Here is a 532-nt window from a genome sequence, read left to right as displayed (position 1 = left end):
GGGCCGCGTTGCGGCCGAGGGTCTGATCGGCGCGCTCACCAAGGGCACCAAGGGCGTCGTGGTCGAGGTCAACTCCGAGACCGACTTCGTGGCGCGCAACGGCCAGTTCCATGACAGCTTTTCGCGGCGCGACCTGAGGAAATCGCCGAATTCGACACGGCGTGGGTCGGCCATTGCTGTCGCTCCCGCGATGGAGGGTTTCTGGAATACTAGGATAATACCAGGCCTTCTTGTCCCTTCCAAGGCGGCGCATATCGGCTTCACCCGACCTTGAGGTGAACTATGAAAGCTGCCCTACTCAAATCGTTCGGCTCGTCCCTGGTGATCGCGAATGCCCCAGACCCGGTGCTCGGCACCGGCGAGGTCATCGTCGATATCGTCGCCACACGCGTGCTGTCCTACATGAACGAGGTTCTTAGCGGCGAGCGCAATTACGCACTCGACCTGCCGATCATCCCGGGCCCTGGCGGCATCGGCCGGGTGCGCGCGATCGGGCCGGACGCGACCAAGCTGGCCGTCGGCGACTGGGTGT

1 protein-coding gene and 1 pseudogene are annotated in these 532 nt (G+C 63.9%); both read left to right on the top strand.

The features are described 5' to 3' along the window. Window positions 1–109 (top strand): annotated as a pseudogene (locus tag MOV75_RS41465) (elongation factor Ts); the annotation flags it as partial. 173 nt (window positions 110–282) lie between these two features. Then, a partial coding sequence (locus MOV75_RS41460) for an alcohol dehydrogenase catalytic domain-containing protein (protein WP_247008673.1) occupies window positions 283–532 on the top strand: 250 nt, incomplete at its 3' end.

It is taken from the genome of Bradyrhizobium sp. PRIMUS42, assembly GCF_023006515.1.
GTDB lineage: Bacteria > Pseudomonadota > Alphaproteobacteria > Rhizobiales > Xanthobacteraceae > Bradyrhizobium.
This window is presented reverse-complemented; position numbering and strand designations above follow the sequence as displayed.